Origin of the sequence: Pseudomonas sp. Gutcm_11s (assembly GCF_028649395.1) — a bacterium.
Classification (GTDB): domain Bacteria; phylum Pseudomonadota; class Gammaproteobacteria; order Pseudomonadales; family Pseudomonadaceae; genus Aquipseudomonas.
On record NZ_JAQSUW010000014.1, the window covers coordinates 396,962 to 417,220 of the forward strand.

Consider the following 20,259-nt stretch of genomic DNA (forward strand, 5'->3'; position numbering starts at 1 on the left):
GAAACTGGCATGGATCATGCCGCTATCGTTCGGCTGAAGTACCGCATCCAGGATGGAAACGGGTGGCTGACGCAAGGACGGAATCTTCGCCAATCCACCGTTCGAGAGCACCACATGAATAATAAGAAGACCCTGCTCGCCCTATGTGTCGGAAGCACCCTGCTGCTGTCTGCCCAAGCCCACGCCGGCCTGTTCGGCTCCACCGGCTACACCAAGACCAAGTACCCGATCGTCCTGACCCACGGCATGCTGGGCTTCGACAGCATTCTCGGCGTCGACTACTGGTACGGCATTCCCTCCTCCCTGCGCTCTGACGGAGCCAGTGTCTACATCACCGAAGTCAGCCAGCTGAACACCTCGGAACTGCGCGGCGAAGAGCTGCTGGATCAGGTCGAAGAGATCGCCGCCATCAGCGGCAAAGGCAAGGTCAACCTGGTCGGCCACAGCCATGGCGGCCCGACCGTGCGCTATGTCGCCGCCATCCGCCCGGACCTGGTCGCCTCGGTCACCAGCGTGGGTGCGCCGCACAAGGGATCGGCCACCGCCGACTTCCTGCGCCAGATCCCGCCGGGCTCGGCAGGTGAGGCGTTGCTCGCCGGCATCGTCAACGGCCTCGGCACGCTGATCAACTTCCTCTCCGGCAGCCCGAGCAAGGCGCCGCAGAACTCCCTCGGCTCGCTCGAGTCGCTCAACAGCCAGGGCGCAGCGGTGTTCAACGCCAAGTACCCGCAAGGCATCCCGACCAGCAGTTGCGGCGAGGGTGCCTACAAGGTGAATGGCGTCAGCTACTACTCCTGGAGCGGCACCAGCCCGCTGACCAACGTGCTGGATGTCAGCGACCTGCTCACCGGCGCCGCCTCGCTCACCTTCAAGGAAGCCAACGACGGCCTGGTCGGCCGTTGCAGCTCGCACCTGGGCATGGTGATCCGCGACAACTACCGGATGAACCACCTCGACGAGGTCAACCAGGTCTTCGGCCTGACCAGCCTGTTCGAGACCGATCCAGTCACCGTGTACCGTCAGCAGGCCAACCGCCTCAAGCTGGCCGGTCTCTGATCCAAAGGTTGGGGCCCACCGGGCCCCAATGCTTCCTCCCTGAAGAGTCTCGCCTTGAACAAGCCCCTGATTCTGGCCGTGCCCGTGCTGATCGGAGCCGGCGTCGCCGCCACTCTTTACTTCAACCCACTACAGTCCCAGCACAGCCCTGCTCCTCCAGCCCAGGCTGCGCTCGAGAACCATGCCGCAGAAACTGCATCGCCATCAGAAAGCCACGCCTACCAGCCACCAGTCCTGGAAAAGAGTGTCGCCGCACTGCCGCGCTCGTTCGCCGGTACCGAGGTGGATGGCCAGTTCCGCCTCGACGAGGCCGGCAATCTGATCGTCAGCATGGATATCCGGCGCATCTTCGATTACTTCCTCAGCGCCTATGGCGAAGAGGGCATCAAGTCCAGCATCGAACGCCTGCAGGCATATGTCCGCAGCCAGCTCGACGAGCCGGCCGAGGGCCAGGCCCTGGCCCTGCTGGAACAGTACCTGGACTACAAACGCCAGCTCATAGAGCTGGAAAAGAGCCTGCCGCAGATGGCCAACCTGGACGCCATGCGCCAGCGCGAGCTGGCCGTGCAGAACCTGCGGGCCAGCATCTTCAGTGCCGAGGCGCATCAGGCGTTCTTCGCCCAGGAAGAGGCCTACAACCTGTTCACCCTGCAGCGGCTGGCGATCCGTCACGATCCGGCCCTGAACGACCAACAGAAGGCCGAAGCCATGGACAGCCTACGCGCCGGGCTGCCGGAAGATATGCAGGAAATGGTCGTGCCGCAGCTGCAGGCCGAGCTGCGCCAGCAGACAGCTGCCTTGCAGGCCCAGGGCGCCACCCCCGCGCAGATCCAGCAGCTACGCCTGCAGTTGGTCGGCGCCGAGGCCACCGCGCGCCTGGAGGCTCTGGACCAGAAGCGCCAGCAGTGGCAGGCGCGCCTGGACGACTATCGCCGGGAAAAGGCACGCATCACCGCCAACAGCGGCCTCAGCGACGAGGATCGACAAGCCGCCATCGCCAGCCTGGCCGAAGAGCGTTTCGACGAGCGCGAGCGCCTGCGCCTGGACGCTGCCGAGCAACTGGCGCAGAGCCGGGAAAAGGAGAAAAAGCTGTAAATGCAAAAAGGCCCGCGATTGCGGGCCTTTTCGTTGGCGAGGCGAGGATCAGCGAGCGATGGCGCGATCCACAGACAGCTTGCCGGCGCCTTCGATGAGCAGCACAGCGCTGATCAGGCCGAGGATCATGGCGTACTCGAAGCCGTTGTTGGTGATGAAGAAGCCATTGGCCCAGTGTACGGTCGCCGCAGCGATCACCATGGCGAACAGCAGGGAGGCAGCTGCCGGGCGAACCAGCAGGCCGACCACCAGGGCCAGACCACCGAAGAACTCGGCGCTACCGGCCAGTGCGGCCATCAGGTAGCCCGGAGTGATACCGATGCTTTCCATCCACTGGCCGACACCTTCCAGACCGTAGCCACCGAACCAGCCGAACAGTTTCTGGGCGCCGTGGGCGGCGAATGTCAGGCCGGTGACAACGCGCAGCAGGGTGATGCCGTAGCCGGCGTTGGAGGACATCAGTTTGGTGATCAGCTTGTTCATGTGCCAGTTCCTTGTGGAGGAGTTGTTTGGGTTGGTGAGGCACATATTATTCGAATTTTACGATCTTAAAAGCGTAATTTTGCGCTTATTAGAATCGATAAATTCGATTACTTTTTCGCGCTCAGCTTCTGCTTCTGCGGCTCCAGCAGGAAGCGCTCGCGGTCATAGGCCAGGTAGTACTTGTTCACCGCGTTGACGTAGCTGACCACCCCCATACCCAGTTGCTCCATGGCCACCCGCTCCACCTGGAAGAACCACTGGTTGGGGTTCAGCCCACGCCTGCGTGCCTCCGCGCGCAAGCTTTGCACCCGCTGCGGCCCCATGTTGTAGGCGGCCAGCACGAATGCCATGCGCTCGCTCTCGGTGATCTGCCGGCTGGAGAAGAACTCCCGGCGAATGCGCGCCATGTAGCGGGTCGCGGCCAGTACGTTGTTATCCAGCGCCTGGATGTTGCCGACCCCGACACTGCGAGCTGCCGCTGGGGTGATCTGCATCAGCCCGGTGGCTCCCGAGGCACCGCGCGCAGCTGGATTGAGAGTGGACTCCTTGTAAGCCACGGCCGCCAGCTGCAGCCAATCCAGGTCCTGCTTCTCCCCATGCTTCTGCAACACGCTACGCACCTTCTCCAGACGCTGGCGCTCGACCCCGGACATGGGGTTACGCACCTTGTAGGAGCGCCGGTAGATGCGCTGGAACGTGGAGTCCTGGTCGCTCGGCAGCTTGTAGCCGGCCAGGAAGCGATCGATGCTGGCGCGCAGCATCGGCGACTCGCGGCGTACGAACCAGCTCATGTCGCCTTTCTCGCCAACCACCAGGTGACGTTCGATGCGCAGCTTGGGCATGACCTTCTGCCAACGCTCGGCAATCGGCAGCTCCACGGCGGTCCAGGGATAGATGCCGGCCTGCACCATCTCCAGCACGTCCTCTACCGCCAGGCTGGGGTCGGCCCATTCCACCACGATCGGCGGTTTCTTCTGCTGCATCAGGCGCTGGTTGACCTCGCGCAGCGCATCGGCGACGGCGCTGCCCACCGGCAGGGTCAGGCTACGTCCTGACATGTCCTCCAGGCGGCGGTAATGACGGTTGCCGCGGTTACCCACCACGACCAGCGGTACGTCGCTGCGGATCGCTGCGCTGGCGCTGACACCCAGCCCCGGGTGGGCATCGAGCAGCTCGCCGGGTGCGACCAGGTCGCCCTCGCCCTTCTGCAGGGCGGCAACCAGCTGATCCTTGGGACGGGGAATGATCTTCAGGCGCAGCTCACGGCCATCGCGGGCGTTGCGATTGAGGTACTGACCGAAGGCACGCAGACGCTGATACTCGATGCCAATGGCCTGGCCCTTGATCTCGCCAGAGCTGTTGCGGCTCTGGTTGACCAACACGCGCAACTCGCCGCTCTTGCGAATCTCCGCCAGGTCGCGCTGGCTGCCCGCGTGCGGCAGGTTGCCACCCAGCGCGCTCAGGCGCGCCTGGGCCGGCATGACCGCCACCAGGCAGAGCAGGAACAGCAGCGCTCGCGTCATCGAGCCTCCGGGCTGGACCGGGTCACGGATTGGCCCGGTCATCTGAGAGCACCTCGCCGACGGGTGGTCCCATCGCGAGGGGCGCGGAGGTTGGCACAGCGGCCCTCAATCTGCCAGCCCGAGCTGGTAATAAACATTAACAAGCATACATAACCACCTGTAATTACTTGCTTTATTACGGAAAGCCAGGCTCTGTTATGCTGCCCCGCTCGGCTTGTGAGGTAGCACCATGCAACTCATCGACATCGGCGTCAATCTGACCCATCCCAGCCTCGCTCGGGAGCGTGACGCGGTGCTCGCCCGGGCGCGTGCCGCCGGGGTATGCCAGTTGGTACTGACCGGTACTAGCCTGGAGGAAAGCGAACAGGCGCTGAATTTCTGCCGCGAGCTCGATGAAGACGCCAGCATGCTGTTCAGCACCGCAGGTGTGCACCCGCATGACGCCAGCCAGTGGAGCGCCGACAGTGCTCGCCAGCTACGCGCCCTGCTGAAGGAACCAACGGTACGCGCCGTCGGGGAATGCGGCCTGGACTTCAACCGTGACTTCTCGCCGCGCCCACAACAGGAGAAGGCGCTGGAGGAGCAGCTGGCACTGGCCGTCGAGCTGCAATTGCCGGTGTTCCTGCATGAGCGTGAGGCTGGCGAACGCCTCATCGCCATCCTCCGCCAGTTCCGCGATCAGCTACCGGCAGCCGTCGTGCACTGCTTCACTGGCGAGAAGGCGACGCTGTACAGCTACCTGGACCTGGATCTGCACATAGGCATCACGGGCTGGATCTGCGACGAGCGCCGCGGTACGCATCTGCATCCGCTGATGCGCGACATTCCCGCCGGACGCCTGATGCTGGAGAGCGATGCGCCCTATCTGCTGCCGCGCAGCCTGCGACCGAAGCCCAAGAGTGGGCACAACGAACCGGCCTTCCTCACCGAGGTGCTACGCGAGGTGGCGCTGCACCGTGGCGAGAGCCAGGAGGCGCTGGCAAGCCATAGCACCGCCGCGGCCCGCGCCTTCTTCGGGCTGCCCGAGGTTTAGTCGAATACCGTGGTGGTCTGGCGACTCAGGGCCAGCAGTTGGCCGTCCGGAGTCCACAGGCGAGCCGCGATATGGCCATAGCCGTCGAGAGCATGCTCGATCTCGGCGCGGTACAGGCACCAGTCATGGGTAGTCAGCTCAGGGATCGGGTGAACGAACTCGATGGTCCAGGTCAGCGAGCTGCCAGGAGCCGGCTTGCTCAGGTGCGCCAGCACTGCCGGCGGCCAGGCATCGACCAGTGCCAGAAGGTGAGCCTCGGTGACCTTGTCGTGGCTCACATCGCTGCGCAGGCGCACCCAGCCGCCCATGTGGCGTGACGGGTTGTTGGAGAACGGCATACCACCCTCGCCCCAGCGCATGGCCAGGAAGCGAGTGAACTCTGGCGTGACACCCGCCACATAGGGCAGCTCCTGGCACTCCTCCACGGCCCTCATCGCCGGGGCCGGCTCTGCAGCCACGCGAATCGACGACTCGCGGGAAGCACCGAAGCTGCCCTGCGCCATGGCCACCACCGCGCCGTTCTGCATCGCGCGACCGACCACCTGCACGACCGACTTGCCCTCGCGCAGCACCTCCACCTCGAACGCCACCGCCTCGCCCATCAGCATGGGACCGACGAAGGTGATGGACAGCGAGCGCACCGGTCGTCCTGCCGGGACCTTGAGGCGCATGGCTTCAAAGACCATGGCCGCCACCAGGCCGCCGAAGGTGGCACGGCCCTGGCCCCACAGGCCTGGAACGACGACGTGTTGCGGATGGGTATGCACCGCGTGGATCAGTTCAGCGAAGGTCATGCGTAATCTCCTTTCATACAGACTGAAGCTTAGAGAAAAGCATGCGCTGGCGGGAGAGACTGAGCTGCCAATTCAGCGGCGATATTGCCGATCATTCGGCTCTGCTACACGGCCTGCAGCGGAAACACAGGATCTAGCGGCGCGTACCGCGCCAGGGCAGCTCGCGGCGTAGCTGGCGCAGCAGCTGACGCAGTTGCTGGGGTGAACAGGCCTGCCCAGCATAACGCTGAGCCTCGAAGGCGTCGGCAAAGGCCGCAATTGCCGGGCCATGCAGCGGCATCAGCGCAGCTGCTCGCTCGGCGAAGGCCCGAACGCCCTCCCCCTTGTCGCGCCGCAAGCCATGACGCAATAGCAGCGATTCATAGCTGCGCAGCAGACGCTGTTGCGGGTCACGCTCACGCTTCCAGGGTTTGAACAGCCAAAGGGCAAGCAGGCCCAGCAGCAGGCCACCACCGCCTACGATGGCCAGCGCCAGGCGACTCCAGTCGAGAGTACCGAACCAGCGCTGCAGCAGCCCAAGCTGCTGCTCGCTGCGATAACCAAGTACCCAGCGCTGCCAGTTGTAGTTGATGTTGTCCCAGGCCAGGCGCAGCTCGTTGATCCACCCCACCTTGCGATAGCGCAGTGGCGAGAAGGGGGAATCCTCGAGGAAGCTCTCGTCGGCGGAAAATGCATCCTGCGCGCCCAGATCGATACGTTCGGGGGCCACCTGGAAAGTTGGATCGACACTGACCCAGCCCTTGCCTTCCTGCCAATATTCGACCCACGCGTGCGCATCCAGCTGTCGAACCGATAGGTAATTTCCGGCGGCGTTCAGCTCTCCGCCCTGATAGCCGGCAACGACCCGTGAGGGAATACCGGCAGCTCGCAATATGAAGACCATGGCTCCGGCGTAATGCGCGCAAAAGCCCTGGCGGGTCTGGAAGAGAAAGTCATCGATGCTGTCCGCCCCCAGCTGCGGCGGTTTCAAGGTGTAGCCATACGGCTCGCGATTGAAGTGCTGAAGCACGGTACCGACCAGCTCTGCCGGGCTGGCATGCTCGCGCTTGAGCTGCTGCGCCCATTCCCGGCTCCGTGGGTCACCCAACTCCGGGAGCTGCAACGTGCGACGGCGAATCGTCTCGGGAAGATCCAGCTCACGTAGCGCCTGGGGCCATGATTGCGCGCGGTACATCAGGCTCTGCGTCACTGGCCGACGCGACTCCAGGCGGAAATCGTTCCTCTGCACTATGTCAGGCTCGTTGATTCGCCCCACATCCAGAGCAAATAGCCACGGCTTGCCACTGGGCTGCATAACGATGCTGTAGTTCAACGACTCCCCACGCCCTGACCATGCTGGCTTGCCCCACTGCTGGGCACCTCGGGACTGGGACCAGCGCCGGCCATCGAAGTACTCCAGCGTCAATGCACGCCAGTACAGCTCGCTGCGCTCGGGCATTGCACCGTCAAAACTGGCACGAAAAGCCAGGGCTGGAGAACGACTCAGCTCCGCGATATCCGCAGGCGCCATGCTATCGGAAAGACCGGTCGTGCCTTGTTGTGGATTGGGCAGGCTCCATAGCGGCCCCAAGCGCGGAAAGAACAGGAACATCAGGAGCATCAAGGGAACGGCTTGTAGCATCATCGATGCTGCAAGCTTCACTGTCGCTGCCGGACGCCCGCCCATGCTGCTCTGCTGCATGCCGATCAACGCGGCAAGCAGCGCGGTTACCGGAAACAGGCTGTACAGCGCCGACAACAGGCCATCGTCAAAGAGATAACCGGTCACCACCACGAAGAAGCCGAGGAAGATCAACAGCAATGCGTCCCGTCGGCTGCGCAACTCCACCAGTTTGAGAATGAAGGTTGCGACCAGCAGCAGAACCCCGCCATCCAGGCCAATCAGGCTGCCTACCGAAAGGAATGCAGCAGCACCGGTAACAATCAGAAGCCCAATGCGCTCGATCTTCGTCGGGAACCGCGCCCGCATGCGGAACACCTGTACCCGCCAGCCGGCACAGAGCAGCCACAGCCCGGCGATCCAGAATGGCAGGTGCAGCAGATGCGGCAGTATCACCAGCACCTGAGCCACCAGCAGCCAGGTCAGGGCGATCCGCGGAATTGGCTGGCTGACCGACTGCGCCGCGCTCATGGCCGCTCCCCATACAGAGCCAGGGCGCGCAGGCAGGCCTCGCGGTGTCCCTGGCCGAAGTCCGGTACCAGCTCCACACCAGGCAGGCGCAAACCATAGGGCTGCTGACGGTCATCCAGCTGCAGTACCCAGTAGCACAGACGCGACAGGCGCTCCTCGACATTGCCGCTGAGCACCTGGAAGTCCAGCCACAAGTCACGCCCGGCTAGCGCGGCGAAATCCTTGACCAGCAGGCCCTGCCCTCGCGAGAACGCCTTCCAGTGCAGGCGCCGCTTCGAATCACCCGGCTGATAGGTGCGCAGGCCCTGGTAATCGTCTGCCCCATGGCCCGTGGCCCGGCGGCCTTCATCTTCCTCGTCGGCAACGCCATCCGCGGCCAGCGGCAGGTCGCCCTCCAGTGGGCGCGGGTACACCAGCACGGCCTGGTCCAGGTCGACCCAGCTCCAGGCCACCAGGATGCCCAGCGGGAAATGGCTCTCCACGCGCATGCGCTCGGGCCTTAGCCAGCCACGCCGAGTGGCCGTCAGGGTCAGCTCACACTCGCGCAGGCCATCGGCCGGCACATCCGCGACCTGCAACGCCTGCGGCGGCCAACCAAGGCCGATGGCCATATGGGTGCGGCCGTCGCTTTCCAGGCGTACCCGAAAACGCGCCTGCTCACCGACGAAGACTGCGCCACTGACGCCGGCTTTGAGAATGAGCCCGGCGAAGTTGCGATAGGTGTGCAGAATGGCGACCACGAACACCGCCGCCAGCAGAAAAGTCAGGCCATAGGCCAGGCTGTTTTCATAGTTGATGCCGGCCAGCAGCATCAGCACCAGTACCACAGTGAAGGCCGCGCCAACCCGGTCGGGCATGATGAAGATGCGCTTCTGGTCGAGCTGTACCTGGGCGGCAGCCGGAATGCGCAGCACCACCCAGCGCCGCCAGCGCGCCTTGAACGAGGTCGGCAGCATCACACCGCCGCGACTTCGCGCAGCAGCCACTGCACCAGCGCACCGCCACCGTGGCCGGTAGGGTCGGCACGCTCGCGCAGGCGATGGCCAACCACCGAAGGCAGCACCGCCTGCACATCCTCGGGAATCACGTAGTCACGATTGGCCAGGAAAGCCCAGGCACGAGCTGCAGCCAGCAGCGCCAGGCTGGCACGTGGCGACAGTCCCCAGGCGAACTGCGGTTCGCTGCGGGTCGCCTCGACCAGGCGCAGCACATAGTCGACCAGCGCGTCACTGGTACGCACCTGTGGAATCAGTTCCTGGATGGCCGCTAGCTCGGCATGACCGAGGATCGGTTCCAGACGCGGCAGGATTTCCCGACGCGCCTCGCCCAGCAGCAACGCACGCTCGGCGGCGCGGGCCGGGTAGCCCAGCGACAGGCGCATGAGGAAGCGATCCAGCTGCGACTCCGGCAAGGCGAAGGTGCCGCCGGAACTCACCGGATTCTGTGTGGCGATAACGAAGAATGGCTCCGGCAGTGGCCGGGTGGCGCCCTCGATGGTCACCTGGCCCTCCTCCATGGCCTCCAGCAGCGCGCTCTGGCTCTTCGGCGTGGCACGGTTTATCTCGTCGGCCAGGACCAGCTCGGCGAAGATCGGCCCGGGATGAAAGACGAACTGCCCGCTGTCCTTATCAAACACCGAAGTGCCGAGGATGTCGCCGGGCAGTAGGTCGGAGGTGAACTGGATGCGCTGGAAGCTCAAGCCCAGCACGCGCGCCAGGGCATGGCTGAGCGTGGTCTTGCCCATGCCGGGCAGGTCTTCGATCAACAGGTGCCCGCGGGCCAGGAGGCAGGTCAGCGCCAGGCGTACCTGCGGCTCCTTGCCCAGCAGTACCTGATTGACCTCATGCAGTACCGCATCCAGTTTCGTCCGCATCACTCGCTCCTGTTCCAATCAGTCGATGCTACTGGGCGCCGCCGCTCGGGCAAAGCATCAAGAAACAGTTGCTCACGAAACTGTGCGACGGATCAGCCTGGGCGCTGCATACGAAACACCTCGCAGGTGCGTGTGTATGCTGTGCCGCCGAGGCGCCCGACCAGATCCAGCTTGAGCGGGTCGATGCGCCCGTCAGCATCAAGCACCGTGTCGTCGACGTGCGCCAGCAGCACTTCGGCGAAGATCAGGTGGCAATTGGGTGCCTGCCGTGGATACGGCTGAACCTCGGCGACGCGGCACTCGAAGGCGATCGGCGCGCCCGCGACCCGAGGTGGCGCAACCCGCTGCGACGGCTGGCTGGCAATACCGCAGTGGGCGAACTCGCTCTGCAAATGCGGCAGGTTGGCAGCCGTTGCGTTCATCGCCTCCGCCTGGGCCATGCTGACCAGCTGGATCACCAGCTCGCCCATGTCCTGGGCATTGCACAAGGTGTCCTTGAGGCTGCCGTCGGCGCGATTGCCGACATTCACCATCAGGGTCGGCGGCTCATCACTGATCACCTGAAAGAAGCTGAACGGAGCCAGGTTGTCGATGCCATCGCGCGAGCGGGTGGAGACCCAGGCGATGGGTCTGGGAGTGACGGTGGAGGCCAGCCAGCGATAGGCCTCCAGCGCCGTAAGCCGAGAGAAGTCGAGTTGCATAGCTACCTCTGATGCCGGCGGAAGGATGTACCGCCACCTACACTCCCCTCGCCATCGACAAGGAGATTCACATGATGAAAGCGCGCATTATCGCCGGCGCCGCCCTACTGGCCGGTCTGAGCGGCTGCATGAGCAACCAGGAGTTCATTGCCGCCAATCAGGATGCGGCGGTGAAAGCCGCCGTCGCCCGTGGCAGCTTCGAGCTGGATTGCAAGGATGTCACGCCATCCGTCCTCACCAGCAAGGTCGTTGCCTTGCGCTTCGGCTACGAGCGGACCGAATACACCATCGGCATTGCCGGCTGCGGCAAGCGTACCGTGTACCTGACCTACTGCCTGGATCCGGAAACCTGCAACGCCATTGGCGACAGCAACCGAATCCACGATCAGTAGAGCCTTCGATCAACGACCGGCGCGCGACTCACGAATGTAGAAGCGCGCCTTCTCGGCATTCTTGGTGCAGCTCTCGTAGCCCTCGAACTGTTGCGAGGTCTTGGCGCCGGTCAGCAGGGTCACTGCCTTGGAGTAACTGACGGTGCCGGCGAAGCCTTCGGCCTTGGCCAGGTCCAGCTCGTGCCAGGCGGCGTTCGACTGGTTGGCGCAGCTGTCACGGTAGGCGGTCTTGGCCGCGCAACCGGTGAGGATCAGCAGTGCGGAGGCGAAGAGGACGATTTTTTTCATGATTATTCTCCTGAAGACTGAGTCTGGTTGGACGCCAGCGCAGCGGCAAAGTGCCGATGGATTCTAGCAAAGCCTGCTTGGCTCGGCCGCTCTGGGCGGGTATGTTCGGGGCATCTTCAGGGGGAATGGCATGAGCAAGAAAGTGGCCCTGGTACTGGGCTCTGGCGGTGCGCGCGGCTATGCGCACATCGGCGTGATCGAGGAACTGGAAGCGCGTGGCTACGAGATCGGCTGCATTGCCGGCTGTTCGATGGGCGCGGTAATCGGCGGCATCTATGCGGCCGGCAAGCTCAGCGAATATCGCGAATGGACGGAGAGCCTGGACTACCTGGACGTGCTGCGCCTGCTCGACGTCAGCTTCCGCCTCGGCGCCATTCGCGGCGAGAAGGTGTTCGGCAAGATCCACGAGATCGTCGGCGAGATCGACATCGAGCAACTGGCCATTCCCTACACCGCCGTCGCCACCGACCTCACCAACCAGCAGGAAATCTGGTTCCAGGAAGGCTGCCTGCACAAGGCCATGCGCGCCTCGGCAGCCATCCCCAGCCTGTTCACCCCGGTCATCCAGGGCTCACGCATGCTGGTCGACGGCGGCCTGCTCAACCCATTGCCGATTGTGCCGGTGGTGTCCAGCCACTGCGACCTGGTCGTGGCGGTCAACCTCAACTCACTGAACCAGAAGCACTACCAGCTGCCGGTGATCGAACGCCCGGCAGCGATCAAGGGCAAGATCGACCAGTTGATGGGCTCGCTGAGCACCAAGCTGTCGTTCCTGCGCCGCGAAACTGATGAAGAGGAAGAAGGCGAACTGTTGGTCGAGAGCGAGGCGCCCAACCCCTGGCTGGACAACAGCCGCGTGGCCAAGGCAGATGTCGAGAGCGAAGCCTCGCCCAAATCGGCCAGCAACTCCCATGTGGTCGGCAACGTCGGTCCGGCCTCGCTACTGGAACTGGTCAACCAGAGTTTCGAGACCATGCAGACCTCGCTGGCGCAGTACAAGATCGCCGGCTATCCGCCGGACATCCTGATCAACGTGCCCAAGCGGGTCTGCCGCTTCTTCGAGTTCCACAAGGCACCGGAGCTGATCCAGCTCGGCCGGCAGATCGCCGCCGACACCCTGGACAAGTACGAGCAGGAACATGCGTAGCGCCGGCTACGCTTCCGGCTCTCAGAGCTCCAGCAGGCGGTAGCCGACACCGGCCTCGGTGACGATGAAGCGCGGCGCCGCCGGGTCGTCGCCGAGCTTCTGCCGTAGATGCCCGACCACCACCCGCAGGTAATGGCTGTCCTCGACATGGGTTGGCCCCCAGATGTCCTTGAGCAGCTGTTGCTGGGTCACCACCCGGCCCAGATGCCGCGCGAGCATCGCCAGCACCGCGTACTCCTTGCGCGTCAGCGCCACCTCGGCGCCCTCCAGCGTCACCCGCCGATAGGCGAAGTCCACCTGCAACGAGCCGCTATGGGCGGAGGCTTCCTGCGGTTCGCCACCATTGCCCTGGCGCAGCAGCGCGCGCACCCGGGCGAGGAATTCCTGGATACCGAAGGGCTTGGTCACGTAGTCGTTGGCGCCACCGTCCAGGGCCTTGACCTTCTCGCCCTCGCTGGCACGCACCGAGAGCACCAGTACCGGCACCTGCGACCACTCGCGCAGCTCACTCAGCACCTGCTGGCCATCCATGTCCGGTAGGCCGAGGTCGAGTACCACCAGGTCCGGGCGCTCCAGCGCCGCCTGGGCCAGGCCATCGCTGCCGTTGCCCGCCTCCAGCACTCGATAGCCATGGGCGCTGAGGCTGATGCGCAGGAACTTGCGGATCTGCGCCTCGTCGTCGATCACCAGGATGGTGGTTGCGGTGTTCGCCATCGCCCTACTCTTCCTCGAGCTGCGGTTGCGCATGCAACGGCAGGTGCAGGGTCAGGGTCGCGCCGCGCCCGTCCAGCCCCTCGCCCACCGTCACCTTGCCGCCATGGGCGCCGACCATGCCCTGGCAGATCGCCAGGCCCAGGCCGGTACCCTGGCCGCCACGGTCGCCACGCGCCGCCGTGTAGAACATGTCGAAGATCTTCTCCCGCTCGGCCTGCGGAATACCAGGGCCCTGGTCACTGACGGCAAAACGTAGCTCGCCCTCGTCGCTGGCGATGCTCACCCGCAGGCGGCCCTGGGCCGGCGAGAAGCGCGCGGCGTTTTCCAGCACGTTGACCAGCGCCTGCTCGATCAGCGCCGCGTGGGCATACAGCAACGGCAGTTCGGCGGGCACCTGCAGCTCGACCTGCAGCGGCGCCAATACCGGGCGCAGGCGCTGCACGGCGCTGGCGACTATGTCCGCCGGTGCCACCCAGTCGCGCGCCAGCTTGAGGCCGCCGTGGCCCAGGCGGGTCATGTCCAGCAGGTTCTGGATATAGCGATCCAGGCGTTCGGCCTCGTCGCGGGTGCCTTCCAACAGCTCGCGGCGGTCGGCCAGGGGAATCTGCTCGCCGAGGGCCAGCAGGCTGTCGATGGAGCCGCGCATGGCGGTCAGCGGCGTGCGCAGGTCGTGGGACACCGAGGCCAGCAGAGCGCTACGCAGCTCCTCGGTCTGGCCGTGCAGACGTGCCGCCTCCAGGTCCGCGGCCAGCTGGGCGCGTTCCAGCGCCTGTGCCAGCGGCTGGCCGAGGGCGGCGATCAGGCGGCGCTGCTCGGGGCTCAGCGGCCGCTCGTTCTTCGGCGCCACGCCGAGCATGGCCAGCGGCCCCTCCTCGCCGGCCAGCGGCCACCACCACCAGCGCCCGCCCGGCAAGGTGCCGGTACCGAGCCCGGAGGGCTGCAACTGCTGCCAGGACCAGTCGGCGGCGGCGCGTTCCTGCTCGGTGAGCAAACGCTGCACACCAGCCTCGACCTTCCACACGCCGTCGCGATCACGCGACTGCAGGCTGATCTCGATTTCCTGCCACAGGCTGAACTGCTGGGTGGCAGCGGAGAACACCGCCTGGCGATCGGTGGCCACGGTGAGCTTGCGCGACAGATCGAGCAGCGCAGTGGTCTCCGCCTGGGTCTGGCGCAGGGCCTGCAGCTGGCGACGCTGACGGCTGGCCAGGTTGCCGGTCAGCCCGGCCATCAGCAGGAAGAACAACAGGGTCAGAACGTCCTGCTGGCGAGCGATCTTCAGCGACAGCAACGGCTCGATGAACAGCAGGTTGTAGGCGAGGAACGACAGGCCGGCGCACAGCAGCGCAGGGCCCAGGGAACTGCGCACCGCCACCACCAGCACGGCGGCGAGGAAGACCAGCGAGATGTTTGGCAACTGAATGAAGTGCGCCAGACCCAGCGCCGCGCTGCTGGCCACGGCAGTCGCCAGCGGCGCCAGCAGATAGTCGCGCCAGGCCAGCGACTCGCGCGCCCGTGGCCTGGCCGGGGCCAGCTCCACCTCGGTGTCCAGCACGCTGATTTCCAGGCCCTTGCCGGCGGCCAGCAGACGCTCGGCCAGCCCCTGGCCGAAGCGCCAACGACGACGCAGGCGCTGGCGACTACGACCGACCAGGATCAGGCTGGCGCGACGCTCGCGGGCATGCGCGATCAGGGTGCTGGCCACTTCACCGGCACGCAGGTTGACCACCTCGCCACCCAGGCGCTCGGCCAGTTGCTGGGCCGCCTGCAGGTTGCCCAGGCGCTCCTCGTCCCGCGGGCCTCCGGTGTCCACGTGCACCACTGACCAGGGCAGATGACGGCGTTCGGCGACCCGGCTGGCGTGGCGCACCAGGCGCTCGGCCTGGCCGTCGCCGTCGATGCCAACCAGCAGGCGGCCGCGCACGGTCGGCGCCTCCTGGCCCTGCTGGCGATAGCGGCGGTTGAGGTCGGCATCCACCCGCGCGGCGGCGGTGTGCATGGCCAGCTCACGCAGTGCGGTCAGGTTGGTCTGCGAGAAGAACGCGTCGATGGCCGTGCGGGCCTGCTCCGGCACGTAGACCTTGCCGTCGCGCAGGCGCTCGAGCAGCTCGCGCGGCGGCAGGTCGATCAGCAGGATCTCGTCGGCCTCCTGCAGTACCCAGTCCGGCAGGGTCTCGCGCACCTGCACGCCAGTGATGTCGCGCACCTGGTCGTTGAGTGCCTCGAGATGCTGCACGTTGACCGTGGTGTACACGTCGATGCCGGCGCCGAGCAGCTCCTGCACGTCCTGCCAGCGCTTGGCGTGGCGGCTGCCGGGGGCGTTGCTATGGGCCAGCTCGTCGACCAGCACCAGCTGCGGCGGCTTGGCCAGCAGGCCGTCGAGGTCCATTTCCTGCAGCGGCCGCTCGCGGTATTCCAGGCGCTTGAGAGGTTGCTGCGGCAGGCCGGCAAGCATGGCCTCGGTTTCCGCGCGGCCATGGGTCTCGACCAGGCCGACGCGCAGGTCGACGCCCTGGCGCAATTGCGCCTGGGCCGCCTGCAGCATGGCGTAGGTCTTGCCCACGCCTGGGGCCGCGCCGAGGAAGACCTTCAGCCGGCCGCGGCCCTCGCGGGGCATCTCGGCCAGCAATGCATCGGCGCGTACCGCGTCACTCATGGGGTGCTCTCGTTGAAGGCGAAGGCGCGATTGTCCGCCAGGGCCAGGTTCAGCGCCAGCACGTTGACCACGTCAGGGCCGATCGCAGAGCGCTCGGTGTGCTGTTCGATCAAGCGCTCCAGGCTGGCACTCGGCAAGTGCCTGGCGGCGGCGATGCGTGCCACCTGCCAGCGCGCGGCGGCCGGCGATAGATGCGGATCGAGGCCACTGGCCGAGGTGGTGACCAGCTCCAGCGGCACTGGCGCACTGCCCTCGCCCAGCAGGCGCTGGGCGTCCTTGGCGATGCGTTCGGCCAGGGCCGGGTTGCTCTGCGCCAGGTTGCTGGCACCGCTGGCCACGGTGGCGAAGCCGGCGGCCGAGGGGCGCGGCTGGAACCACTGGGCGCCCTCGAAGTTCTGCGCCAGCAGCGTGCTGCCGAGCAGCTGGCCCTGGGCATCGCGTAGCAGGCTGCCGTTGGCCTGTTCGGGGAAGGCCACCTGGGCCACGGTGGTGACCAGCAGCGGATAGGCCACGCCGGTGATCAGGGTCATCAGGCCGAGGATGCCGAGGGCCGGACGGATTTGCTTGAGCATGTCGTATCTCCAGAATTCGGGGCCGCCCCGGCTGCCGGGGCGGCTCGGGGGTCAGACCAGGCCGAGGGTGGTCAGCAGCACGTCGATCAGCTTGATGCCCACGAAGGGCGCGAGGATGCCGCCCAGGCCGTAGATCAGCAGGTTGCGCCGTAGCAGGCTGGCCGCGTCCGCCGCCTGCACGCGCACGCCGCGCAGGGCCAGGGGGATCAGCGCGATGATGATCAGCGCGTTGAACACGATGGCCGAGAGGATGGCGCTCTGCGGACTGTGCAGCTGCATGACGTTAAGCATGCCGAGCTGCGGGTAGATACCGGCGAACAGCGCCGGGAGGATGGCGAAGTACTTGGCCACATCGTTGGCCACCGAGAAGGTGGTCAGCGCGCCGCGGGTCACCAGCAGCTCCTTGCCCACCTGCACCACGTCCAGCAGCTTGGTCGGGTCGCTGTCCAGGTCCACTAGGTTGGCAGCCTCGCGGGCGGCCTGGGTGCCGTCGTTCATCGCCAGGCCGACGTCGGCCTGGGCCAGCGCCGGGGCGTCGTTGGCGCCGTCGCCGCACATGGCCACCAGCTTGCCGTCGGCCTGCTCGCTGCGAATGCGCTGCAGTTTCTTCTCCGGCGTGGCCTCGGCGATCACGTCATCGACGCCCGCCTCGGCGGCGATGGCGGCAGCGGTCAGCGGGTTGTCACCGGTCACCATCACGGTACGGATGCCCAGTTGGCGCAGCTCGGCGAAGCGCTCGCGGATGCCCGGCTTGACCACGTCCTTGAGGTGGATGGCGCCGAGCAGGCGATTATCGCCGGCCACCAGCAGCGGTGTGCCGCCGCTCTGGGCGATCTTGTCGACCTCGCGGGCCAGGTGCTCAGGCATCTGCTCGCGGCTCATGCCCAGGTACAGCAGCACTGCGTCCACCGCGCCCTTGCGGAAGCTGCGGCCGTTCCAGTCGGCGCCGGACAGACGCGTCTCGGCGCTGAAGGCGATGCCACGCACCGAACCCCGCTCCGGCGCCTCGACCGGGCTCAGGCCGCGCAGGTACTCGACGATGGACTTGCCCTCGGCCGTGTCGTCGACCAGCGAGGCCAGCAGCGCCGCCTCGGCCAGGTCGCGACCGTTGACGCCCGGCGCCTTGACCAGCGCGCTGCAGCGGCGGTTGCCGAAGGTGATGGTGCCGGTCTTGTCCAGCAACAGGGTATGCACGTCCCCCGCTGCTTCCACGGCGCGGCCAGACTTGGCGATCACGTTGAGGCGCACCAGGCGGTCCATGCCGGCGATGCCGATGGCCGAGAGCAGCCCGCCGATGGTGGTCGGAATCAGCGTCACCAGCAGCGCCACCAGGTACACCAGCGGCAGGTCGCCACCGGCGTAGCGGGCAAACGGCTGCAGCGTAGCCACCACCAGCAGGAAGATCAGGGTCAGGCCGATCAGCAGGATGTCCAGCGCCACCTCGTTCGGCGTCTTCTGCCGCTTGGCGCCTTCGACCAGGGCGATCATGCGGTCCAGGGTCGACTCGCCGGGGTTGGCGGTGATCTGCACCAGCAGCCAGTCCGACACCACGCGGGTGTTGCCGGTAACCGCCGAGCGGTCGCCGCCGGACTCGCGGATCACCGGCGCGGATTCGCCGGTGATGGCCGCCTCGTTGACCGCGGCGATGCCCTCGATCACCTCGCCGTCGCCAGGAATCAGCTCGCCGGCCTCGACGCGGACGATATCGCCGCGCCGCAACTGGCTGGCGGCCACGGCATGGAACTGCGCGCCGACCTTGCGCCGTGCGGTGAGGCCCTGGCTGCCTGCCTTGAGACTGTCGGCGCGGGCCTTGCCACGCCCCTCGGCCAGGGCCTCGGCGAAGTTGGCGAAGAGCACGGTGAACCACAGCCACAGGGCGATCTGCACGGCCAGGCCGACGCTCACCGCAGGGTTGGGAATGAAGCACAGCACGGTGGTGAGGATGGCGGTCAGCTCAACCACCAGCATCACCGGCGCCCGCCTGAGCTGGCGCGGATCGAGTTTGACGAAGGCCTGCTTGAGCGCCGGTTGCCACAGCGCCTGGAAGCTGGTCTTGGAGGTTTGCGCACTAATAGGCGCGCGGGTTGGGGCATTCATTATGGTTCTCCCTTAGAACGCCAGGTGTTCGGCCAGCGGGCCCAGGGCCAGCGCAGGCAGGAAGGTCAGGCCGCCGACCAGCAGGATGGTCAGGGTCAGCAAGGTGACGAACAGCGGGCCGTGGGTGGGGAAGCTGTTGTCGTTCAGCGGTGCGCGCTTCTTCGCCGCCAGGCTGCCGGCGATGGCAAGGATCGGCAGGATGTAGCCGAAGCGCCCGAGCAGCATGGCCAGGCCGATCAGCAGGTTGTGGAACGGCGTGTTGGCGCCGAAGCCGCCGAAGGCCGAGCCGTTGTTGGCGGTGCCCGAGGTGTAGGCGTACAGCGCCTGGCTGAAGCCGTGCGGGCCGGGGTTGCTGATCGAAGCCGCCGGGCCCGGCAGGCTCACCGCCAGGGCGCAGAACACCAGCACGCCGACCGGCATCACCAGCAGCGTTGCCACCAGCAGGCGCACCTCGCGGGCCTCCAGCTTCTTGCCCAGATATTCCGGAGTGCGGCCGATCATCAGGCCGGCGAGGAACACGGCGATCAGCACGAACAGCAGCATGCCGTAGAGGCCGGCGCCGACGCCGCCGAAGATCACTTCGCCGAGCATCATGTTGAACATCGGGATCATGCCGCCGATGGCGCTGAAGCTGTCGTGCATGGCGTTGACCGAGCCGTTGGACGCGGCCGTGGTGGTCACCGCCCAGAGCGCCGAGGCAGCGACGCCGAAGCGGCTCTCCTTGCCCTCCATCGAGCCGGTCTGCTCGATCGGCAACGCCGCCAGCGCAGGGTTGGGCTGGTGTTCGGCCCACAGGGTGACACCCAGGCCGATGACGAACAGGATCAGCATGCAGGCGAGGATTGCGCGGCTCTGGCGCAGGTCCTTGACGTAGTGACCGAAGCTGAACACCAGCGCCACCGGGATCAGGATGATCGCTGCCAGCTCCAGCAGGTTGCTCAGCGCCGTGGGGTTCTCGAACGGGTGCGCCGAGTTCACGCCGAAGAAGCCGCCACCGTTGGTGCCGAGCTGCTTGATGGCGATCTGACTGGCTGCCGGGCCGAGCGGGATGGTCTGGTCCGCGCCCAGCAGGGTCTTGGCCTGGGCGTAGTCCATGAAGGTCTGCGGCACGCCCTGCCAGACCAGCAGCAGCGCCAGGATCACGCAGAACGGCAGCAGCCCGTAGAGGGTGGCGCGGGTCAGGTCGACCCAGAAGTTGCCGATGCCGGCGCTCGACTTGCGCGAGATGCCGCGGGCGAAGGCCACCAGGATGGCCAGGCCCACCGCCGGGCTGACGAAGTTCTGCACGGTGAGGCCGACCATCTGGCTGAAGTAGCTCAGCGCCGCCTCGCCGCTGTAGGCCTGCCAGTTGGTGTTGGCGACGAAGCTCACCGCTGTGTTGAACGCCAGGGTCCACTCCAGGCCCGGCAGTTGCTGCGGGTTGAGCGGCAGCACGCCCTGCAGCAGCAGGATGGCGAATAGCAGCACCAGGCTGGCCAGGCTGAAGGCCAACAGCGCCAGGCTGTAGGTCTTCCAGTCCTGGTCGCGCTTCTGGTCGACGCCGGCGATGCGATAGCAGGCCCGTTCGATCGGCTGCAGCAGTGGCGTCAGCAGGGTCCGCTCGCCCTCCATGGCGCGGTACAGGTAGCGGCCCAGCCAAGGCGCAGGCGCCAGGACCAGGATGAAGAAGGCCAGGATCAGCCCGTAGTCTTGAAGTTGCATGGG

Annotated in this window: 18 protein-coding genes; 5 read left to right on the forward strand and 13 right to left on the reverse strand. The window is 66.1% G+C overall.

Annotated elements, in window-relative coordinates; translation table 11 throughout:
* Positions 1 to 114: 114 nt before the first annotated feature.
* Together PTT45_RS12745 and PTT45_RS12750 are read left to right on the forward strand one after the other, a co-directional pair.
* Entirely contained in the window at positions 115 to 1,056 is a 942-nt protein-coding gene (locus PTT45_RS12745) for a triacylglycerol lipase (RefSeq protein WP_273813661.1), read from the forward strand.
* A 54-nt stretch (positions 1,057 to 1,110) separates the two neighbouring features.
* Entirely contained in the window at positions 1,111 to 2,151 is a 1,041-nt protein-coding gene (locus PTT45_RS12750; protein WP_273813662.1) for a lipase secretion chaperone, read from the forward strand.
* A gap of 48 nt (positions 2,152 to 2,199) precedes the next feature.
* On the opposite strand, the gene PTT45_RS12755 is transcribed toward PTT45_RS12750, so the two are convergent.
* Complete coding sequence (locus PTT45_RS12755; protein ID WP_273813663.1) at positions 2,200 to 2,634, reverse strand: DoxX family protein; 435 nt, start codon at positions 2,632 to 2,634, stop codon at positions 2,200 to 2,202.
* A gap of 107 nt (positions 2,635 to 2,741) precedes the next feature.
* On the reverse strand, positions 2,742 to 4,157 hold the full coding sequence (locus PTT45_RS12760) for a transglycosylase SLT domain-containing protein (protein ID WP_273813664.1): 1,416 nt from the start codon (positions 4,155 to 4,157) through the stop codon (positions 2,742 to 2,744).
* A gap of 229 nt (positions 4,158 to 4,386) precedes the next feature.
* On the opposite strand from PTT45_RS12760, the gene PTT45_RS12765 reads away from it, so the two are divergent.
* Positions 4,387 to 5,190, forward strand: a complete 804-nt coding sequence (locus PTT45_RS12765) for a TatD family hydrolase (RefSeq protein WP_273813665.1) — start codon at positions 4,387 to 4,389, stop codon at positions 5,188 to 5,190.
* On the opposite strand, the gene PTT45_RS12770 is transcribed toward PTT45_RS12765, so the two are convergent.
* From PTT45_RS12770 to PTT45_RS12790, 5 genes are all read right to left on the reverse strand, one after another.
* Complete coding sequence (locus PTT45_RS12770; RefSeq protein WP_273813666.1) at positions 5,187 to 5,984, reverse strand: acyl-CoA thioesterase; 798 nt, start codon at positions 5,982 to 5,984, stop codon at positions 5,187 to 5,189. The genes PTT45_RS12765 and PTT45_RS12770 overlap by 4 nt on opposite strands.
* Positions 5,985 to 6,117: 133 nt before the next feature.
* Entirely contained in the window at positions 6,118 to 8,115 is a 1,998-nt protein-coding gene (locus PTT45_RS12775) for a transglutaminase TgpA family protein (RefSeq protein ID WP_273813667.1), read from the reverse strand.
* Positions 8,112 to 9,071 carry a DUF58 domain-containing protein gene (locus PTT45_RS12780; RefSeq protein WP_273813668.1) on the reverse strand — a complete coding sequence of 320 codons (960 nt, stop codon included), beginning with the start codon at positions 9,069 to 9,071 and terminating at the stop codon, positions 8,112 to 8,114. The genes PTT45_RS12775 and PTT45_RS12780 overlap by 4 nt, the downstream gene beginning before the upstream one ends.
* Positions 9,071 to 9,988, reverse strand: coding sequence for an AAA family ATPase (locus PTT45_RS12785; protein ID WP_273813669.1), 918 nt, complete (start codon positions 9,986 to 9,988; stop codon positions 9,071 to 9,073). The genes PTT45_RS12780 and PTT45_RS12785 overlap by 1 nt, the downstream gene beginning before the upstream one ends.
* A gap of 92 nt (positions 9,989 to 10,080) precedes the next feature.
* Complete coding sequence (locus tag PTT45_RS12790; protein WP_273813670.1) at positions 10,081 to 10,689, reverse strand: flavin reductase family protein; 609 nt, start codon at positions 10,687 to 10,689, stop codon at positions 10,081 to 10,083.
* 74 nt (positions 10,690 to 10,763) lie between these two features.
* Between PTT45_RS12790 and PTT45_RS12795 the strand changes: the two genes are divergently transcribed.
* The gene (locus PTT45_RS12795; RefSeq protein ID WP_273813671.1) at positions 10,764 to 11,081 is read left to right on the forward strand and encodes a hypothetical protein; all 318 of its coding nucleotides are present in this window, start codon (positions 10,764 to 10,766) and stop codon (positions 11,079 to 11,081) included.
* A 9-nt stretch (positions 11,082 to 11,090) separates the two neighbouring features.
* On the opposite strand, the gene PTT45_RS12800 is transcribed toward PTT45_RS12795, so the two are convergent.
* Positions 11,091 to 11,369, reverse strand: coding sequence for a membrane lipoprotein lipid attachment site-containing protein (locus tag PTT45_RS12800; protein WP_273813672.1), 279 nt, complete (start codon positions 11,367 to 11,369; stop codon positions 11,091 to 11,093).
* Positions 11,370 to 11,499: 130 nt separating this feature from the next.
* On the opposite strand from PTT45_RS12800, the gene PTT45_RS12805 reads away from it, so the two are divergent.
* Positions 11,500 to 12,516, forward strand: coding sequence for a patatin-like phospholipase family protein (locus tag PTT45_RS12805; protein ID WP_273813673.1), 1,017 nt, complete (start codon positions 11,500 to 11,502; stop codon positions 12,514 to 12,516).
* Positions 12,517 to 12,537: 21 nt separating this feature from the next.
* Here the strand turns inward: PTT45_RS12805 and PTT45_RS12810 are convergent, their stop codons facing one another.
* The 5 genes from PTT45_RS12810 to kdpA are packed head-to-tail and all read right to left on the reverse strand — an operon-like array spanning position 12,538 to position 20,256.
* On the reverse strand, positions 12,538 to 13,230 hold the full coding sequence (locus PTT45_RS12810; protein WP_273813674.1) for a response regulator: 693 nt from the start codon (positions 13,228 to 13,230) through the stop codon (positions 12,538 to 12,540).
* A 4-nt stretch (positions 13,231 to 13,234) separates the two neighbouring features.
* Positions 13,235 to 15,886 carry a sensor histidine kinase KdpD gene (locus tag PTT45_RS12815; RefSeq protein WP_273813675.1) on the reverse strand — a complete coding sequence of 884 codons (2,652 nt, stop codon included), beginning with the start codon at positions 15,884 to 15,886 and terminating at the stop codon, positions 13,235 to 13,237.
* A complete protein-coding gene (gene kdpC, locus PTT45_RS12820) occupies positions 15,883 to 16,458 on the reverse strand; it encodes a potassium-transporting ATPase subunit KdpC (RefSeq protein ID WP_273813676.1) in 576 nt (191 codons plus the stop codon). The genes PTT45_RS12815 and kdpC overlap by 4 nt, the downstream gene beginning before the upstream one ends.
* 51 nt (positions 16,459 to 16,509) lie before the next feature.
* Positions 16,510 to 18,555, reverse strand: coding sequence for a potassium-transporting ATPase subunit KdpB (gene kdpB, locus PTT45_RS12825; RefSeq protein ID WP_273813677.1), 2,046 nt, complete (start codon positions 18,553 to 18,555; stop codon positions 16,510 to 16,512).
* A gap of 12 nt (positions 18,556 to 18,567) precedes the next feature.
* Positions 18,568 to 20,256, reverse strand: a complete 1,689-nt coding sequence (gene kdpA, locus PTT45_RS12830; RefSeq protein WP_273813678.1) for a potassium-transporting ATPase subunit KdpA — start codon at positions 20,254 to 20,256, stop codon at positions 18,568 to 18,570.
* Between the last annotated feature and the right edge of the window lie 3 nt (positions 20,257 to 20,259).

Excerpts from the sequence above, each read along its gene's own strand:
- PTT45_RS12780 (WP_273813668.1), bottom strand. The coding sequence starts at position 9,071 with ATGCTGCCGACCTCGTTCAAGGCGCGCTGGCGGCGCTGGGTGGTGCTG.
- PTT45_RS12800 (WP_273813672.1), bottom strand. The coding sequence starts at position 11,369 with ATGAAAAAAATCGTCCTCTTCGCCTCCGCACTGCTGATCCTCACCGGT.
- PTT45_RS12775 (WP_273813667.1), bottom strand. The coding sequence starts at position 8,115 with ATGAGCGCGGCGCAGTCGGTCAGCCAGCCAATTCCGCGGATCGCCCTG.
- PTT45_RS12795 (WP_273813671.1), top strand. The coding sequence starts at position 10,764 with ATGAAAGCGCGCATTATCGCCGGCGCCGCCCTACTGGCCGGTCTGAGC.
- PTT45_RS12765 (WP_273813665.1), top strand. The coding sequence starts at position 4,387 with ATGCAACTCATCGACATCGGCGTCAATCTGACCCATCCCAGCCTCGCT.
- PTT45_RS12770 (WP_273813666.1), bottom strand. The coding sequence starts at position 5,984 with ATGACCTTCGCTGAACTGATCCACGCGGTGCATACCCATCCGCAACAC.
- PTT45_RS12745 (WP_273813661.1), top strand. The coding sequence starts at position 115 with ATGAATAATAAGAAGACCCTGCTCGCCCTATGTGTCGGAAGCACCCTG.
- PTT45_RS12755 (WP_273813663.1), bottom strand. The coding sequence starts at position 2,634 with ATGAACAAGCTGATCACCAAACTGATGTCCTCCAACGCCGGCTACGGC.
- PTT45_RS12810 (WP_273813674.1), bottom strand. The coding sequence starts at position 13,230 with ATGGCGAACACCGCAACCACCATCCTGGTGATCGACGACGAGGCGCAG.
- PTT45_RS12805 (WP_273813673.1), top strand. The coding sequence starts at position 11,500 with ATGAGCAAGAAAGTGGCCCTGGTACTGGGCTCTGGCGGTGCGCGCGGC.
- PTT45_RS12815 (WP_273813675.1), bottom strand. The coding sequence starts at position 15,886 with ATGAGTGACGCGGTACGCGCCGATGCATTGCTGGCCGAGATGCCCCGC.
- kdpB (WP_273813677.1), bottom strand. The coding sequence starts at position 18,555 with ATGAATGCCCCAACCCGCGCGCCTATTAGTGCGCAAACCTCCAAGACC.
- kdpA (WP_273813678.1), bottom strand. The coding sequence starts at position 20,256 with ATGCAACTTCAAGACTACGGGCTGATCCTGGCCTTCTTCATCCTGGTC.
- PTT45_RS12760 (WP_273813664.1), bottom strand. The coding sequence starts at position 4,157 with ATGACGCGAGCGCTGCTGTTCCTGCTCTGCCTGGTGGCGGTCATGCCG.
- PTT45_RS12790 (WP_273813670.1), bottom strand. The coding sequence starts at position 10,689 with ATGCAACTCGACTTCTCTCGGCTTACGGCGCTGGAGGCCTATCGCTGG.
- kdpC (WP_273813676.1), bottom strand. The coding sequence starts at position 16,458 with ATGCTCAAGCAAATCCGTCCGGCCCTCGGCATCCTCGGCCTGATGACC.
- PTT45_RS12785 (WP_273813669.1), bottom strand. The coding sequence starts at position 9,988 with ATGCGGACGAAACTGGATGCGGTACTGCATGAGGTCAATCAGGTACTG.